The organism is Bradyrhizobium sp. (assembly GCF_019244115.1).
GTDB lineage: Bacteria > Pseudomonadota > Alphaproteobacteria > Rhizobiales > Xanthobacteraceae > Bradyrhizobium.
Window position 1 is genome coordinate 1 of the sequence record NZ_JAFATE010000003.1, and the last position, 3915, is coordinate 3915.

At 65.2% G+C, this 3915-nt stretch carries 3 protein-coding genes and 1 pseudogene; 1 reads left to right on the forward strand and 3 read right to left on the reverse strand.

The window, feature by feature from the left end:
- Positions 1–36: 36 nt before the first annotated feature.
- Positions 37–1260 carry a phenylacetate--CoA ligase family protein gene (locus JOZ76_RS00100; RefSeq protein WP_291696608.1) on the reverse strand — a complete coding sequence of 408 codons (1224 nt, stop codon included), beginning with the start codon at positions 1258–1260 and terminating at the stop codon, positions 37–39.
- 94 nt (positions 1261–1354) lie between these two features.
- Here JOZ76_RS00100 and JOZ76_RS00105 point away from each other — a divergent pair, with 94 nt between their 5' ends.
- Positions 1355–2506 carry an AGE family epimerase/isomerase gene (locus JOZ76_RS00105; RefSeq protein ID WP_291696606.1) on the forward strand — a complete coding sequence of 384 codons (1152 nt, stop codon included), beginning with the start codon at positions 1355–1357 and terminating at the stop codon, positions 2504–2506.
- Positions 2507–2575: 69 nt separating this feature from the next.
- On the opposite strand, the gene JOZ76_RS00110 is transcribed toward JOZ76_RS00105, so the two are convergent.
- A complete protein-coding gene (locus JOZ76_RS00110; RefSeq protein WP_291696607.1) occupies positions 2576–3409 on the reverse strand; it encodes an ABC transporter ATP-binding protein in 834 nt (277 codons plus the stop codon).
- A 220-nt stretch (positions 3410–3629) separates the two neighbouring features.
- Positions 3630–3915: pseudogene (locus JOZ76_RS00115) on the reverse strand (ABC transporter substrate-binding protein); the annotation flags it as partial.

The following is a 3915-nucleotide window of genomic DNA, read 5'->3' on the forward strand; positions in this document are numbered from 1 at the left end:
TCGCGCATGATTTCGTCGCCGCGGTTCGGCGCCTGATCAACGCTCGTCGGCGATGACCTTGCCGTCATTGGGCAGCGAGCCCGGCGCAGTCAATTCGACCTCGCCGCCGAGTTTTGTCACGGCGCGCAGGGTTGCGGCGATTTCGCCTCGCAAGGCCTCGCTGTGTGCCGCGCTCTCGGCTTTCAGCGTCATCACATCGGTTTCGCCCTGACGCGACACGACGAGGCGGAGCCGGCCGAGTTCTGCATGACGCTTGCCGACCTCGGCGATCTGTTCGGGACGCACGAACATGCCCTTGACTTTGGTGGTCTGGTCGGAGCGACCCAGCCAACCCTTGATGCGCAAGTTGGTGCGGCCGCAGAGACTCTTGCCGGACAGCGCGGCGGTCAGATCGCCAAGCGCGAGCCTGATCCAGGGATGCGCCTCATCGAGCGAGGTGACGACGATCTCGCCGACATCGCCATCCACAACCGGATCGCCGGTGCCCGGCCTGACGATTTCCAGGATCAGATGCTCGTTGACCACCATGCCTTCGCGCGCGCTGGTCTCGAAGGCGATGAGGCCGAGATCGGCGGTGCCGAATGCCTGGTAAGCGTCGATGCCGCGCGACTTGATCTCGGCCTGCAGCGAGGGCGGAAAGGCTGCACCGGAGACCAGCGCTCGCCTGATCGAGGCGACGTCGCGGCCGGCCGCGGCAGCCGCGTCGAGCAGGATTTTTAGAAAGTCGGGCGTGCCGCAATAGCCGATCGGGCGATAGGCCTCGATCAGCTCGAATTGTGCCTCCGTGTTGCCCGGACCGGCCGGAATGACGGCGCAGCCGAGCGCGCGCGCCGAGGCATCCATGATGAAGCCGCCGGGCGTCAGGTGATAGCTGAAGGTGTTCAGGATTACGTCGCCGCGCCGAAAACCTGCCGCATGCAGAGCGCGCGCGCCGCGCCAGGGATCCTTATCAGCTGCTTCCGGCTCAAAAATCGGTCCCGGTGAGGTGAACAACCGCGCGAACGATCCCGCAGGCTTCTTGACGAAGCCGCCAAAGGGCGGAGCGGCCTTGTGCAGGGCCGGCAGTTCCGACTTGCGCAGCACCGGCAGGCGCGCAAGCGCAGCACGGCTGGTGACGGTGGCCGGATCGATGCCCTTCAGCCGCTCCGCGTAAGCGGGCGCTTCCATCGCCGCACGCAGCACGTTCGGCAGGCGGGCGAACAGCTCGGCCTCGCGCGCGTCCGCATCGCGGGTCTCAAGAGCGTCGTAATGGTCGGTCATGCCGGATCCCTGGTGTGTCATGTCGGTTTCGGCGGCTGGCGCCGCGCCTGTTCCGTGATACAGACGGCGAGATGTGTCGGAGGTGCAGAAGGTGATGGCGGAGGGACAAAGCGAGGTGATCGACGGCGCGGCAGACGTGGTTGCGCGCCTGAAAAGCCGCGTCATCGAGCACTGCCTGCCGCTGTGGTCGGGCGAAGGCTGGGATGCGGCCGCCGGCGGGTTCGTCGATCGGCTCGCTGCGGACGGCCGCGCCGACAGGCAGGCGCCGCGGCGCGTGATGGTGCAGGCGCGCCAGATCTACTGCTTCGCCAAGGCGGCGCAGATGGGCTGGTCCACGGAGGGCCGCGCGATCGCGCTGAAGGGGCTCGAGTATCTCCTTGCCAAGGCCAAGGCGCCCGACGGAAGGCCGGGTTTCGTGTTTTCGCTGACGCCGGAGGGAACGGTGCAGGACGGCCGGCGCGACACCTACGCGCACGCCTTCGTGCTGCTGGCGCTGGCGAGCGCGTATGAGCTCGATCGCGACACGCAGATCCGCGCCGAGATCGACGCGCTGCTCGCCTTCATGGATGCAGAGCTGCGTTCGCCCCATGGCGGCTTCCTGGAAGGCCTGCCGCCGTCGCTGCCGCGGCGGCAGAATCCGCATATGCATCTGTTCGAATCGATGATCGCGGCGTTCGATGCGACCCATGATCTCGCGCTCCAGCAGCGCGCCGGCGATTTCTATGCGCTGTTTCTCGCCAATCTCTACGACAAGCAGACGCGCCTGCTTGGCGAATATTTCGAGGACGACTGGTCGAGGATCGCGCCTGTGATCGTCGAGCCCGGACATCTCGCCGAATGGGTTTGGCTGCTCCGCGGTTTTGAGCGTATCACCGGCTGCCCAACGGGGCAGCGCCGCAGCGAGCTCCTGCAATCGGCGCTGCGCTATCGCGACGGCGCGACCGGATGCCTGCTCGACCTCGGCGACGCCGACGGCACCATTCGCCGCGACACGCGACGGCTGTGGCCACAGGTCGAACTCGCCAAAGCCTTCATTGCGCAAGTCGAAGGGGGCGAGGCCGATGCGGCCAAAGAGGCGCGCGCGGCGCTGGTGCGGCTGGAGCGGCACTATCTGAGCCATCCTGTTGCGGGCGGCTGGTACGATCAGTTCGACAGCTCTGGCGCGTCGCTGGTTGCAACGATCCCTGCGTCGTCGTTCTATCATGTGCTCTGCGCCGTCACAGAAGCGGATCTGGTGTTGAGCTGAGCACTGCCGGCCCTCTAATTTGAGCATGATCTTTTCGGAAAACCGCTTCGCACTTTTCCAGATCATGCTCTACAGCCATCGTTTCCGCCGCTTGAAGCTTTTCAGGTTCTTAAAACTCTTGCGCTGGTCGCCGGCGCCGCCGAGATAGAACTCCTTGACGTCCTCGTTGTCGCGCAGCGCCGCAGCCGAGCCGTCCAGCACCACTTTGCCTTGCTCCATGATGTAGCCGTGGCTTGCGACCGACAGCGCCGCGCGCGCATTCTGTTCGACTAGCAGAATGGTGACGCCGAGATCGCGGTTGATCTCCTTGATGATCGCAAACACCTCCTTCACCCGCAGCGGCGACAGCCCCATCGATGGCTCGTCCATCAAAATCATTTTTGGCCGCGCCATCAGCGCTCGCCCGATCGCCAGCATCTGCTGCTCGCCGCCGGAGAGATAGCCGGCAAGCCCCGTGCGCTCCTTCAGGCGCGGGAAGTATTTGAACACCATGTCGATGTCGGCGGCGATTTCTTTGTCGCGGCGGGTGAAGGCACCGAGCCGCAGGTTTTCCAGCGAGGTCATGTCGGCGACGATGCGGCGGCCTTCCATGACCTGAAAGATGCCGCGGCGGACGATCTTGTCCGGATCTGTCCCGTCGATGCGCACCCCATCGAACACGATCTCGCCGCGCGTCACCTCGCCGTCCTCGGTCTTGAGCAGCCCCGAGATCGCCTTCAGCGTCGTCGACTTGCCGGCGCCATTGGCGCCGAGCAGCGCGACGATGGTGCCCTTGGGGACCTCGAGGCTGAGGCCGCGCAGCACCAGGATGACCTCGTCATAGACCACCTCGATGTTGCGCACGGCGAGCAGCGGCGTGACGAGAGCAGGAGAAGCGCTCGTTGTTTCGGCGACTTCAGTCATGTCATTCTTGCTCCGCTGTCATCGCCCGGCTTGCCGCCTTCGCTAACGCTCCGGCGCGCCCTTGAACTCGTGGCCTCGCCGAAGCCTTTGGCGGAGGCGGGACCGGGCGGTCCAGTATTCCAGAGACGTCTGAGATCTACCGGGAAGCCGCGGCGTACTGGATCCCCCGCTTTCGCGGGGATGACCATCGTGTGTGGGCTGCGCTTCACGCAACTCTTTCTCACCACCCGAGCCATTCCGCCTTGCGCGGCAGCTCGACGGTCTTGATCTTCTCCAGCTTGATGGTGCCCTTGCCTATCAGGTCGTTGAGATCGCCATCGGTCGCGCCCGACACCTTTGCGCGGTAGAGATCGACCTTCAGCGTGCCGCGATGGTCCTTGTCGGTCCAGGTCGAGGGGTTGCAGACGCCTTCCATGCCGGCCGGTACCCAATTGGCCTTCTGGTAAAAGCCCTTCGCGACATTCTCGCCCGTCGTGCCGCCATTCTTGGCCGCCCATTCCAGGGCC

Excerpts from the sequence above, each read along its gene's own strand:
- JOZ76_RS00100 (WP_291696608.1), bottom strand. The coding sequence starts at position 1,260 with ATGACCGACCATTACGACGCTCTTGAGACCCGCGATGCGGACGCGCGC.
- JOZ76_RS00105 (WP_291696606.1), top strand. The coding sequence starts at position 1,355 with ATGGCGGAGGGACAAAGCGAGGTGATCGACGGCGCGGCAGACGTGGTT.
- JOZ76_RS00110 (WP_291696607.1), bottom strand. The coding sequence starts at position 3,409 with ATGACTGAAGTCGCCGAAACAACGAGCGCTTCTCCTGCTCTCGTCACG.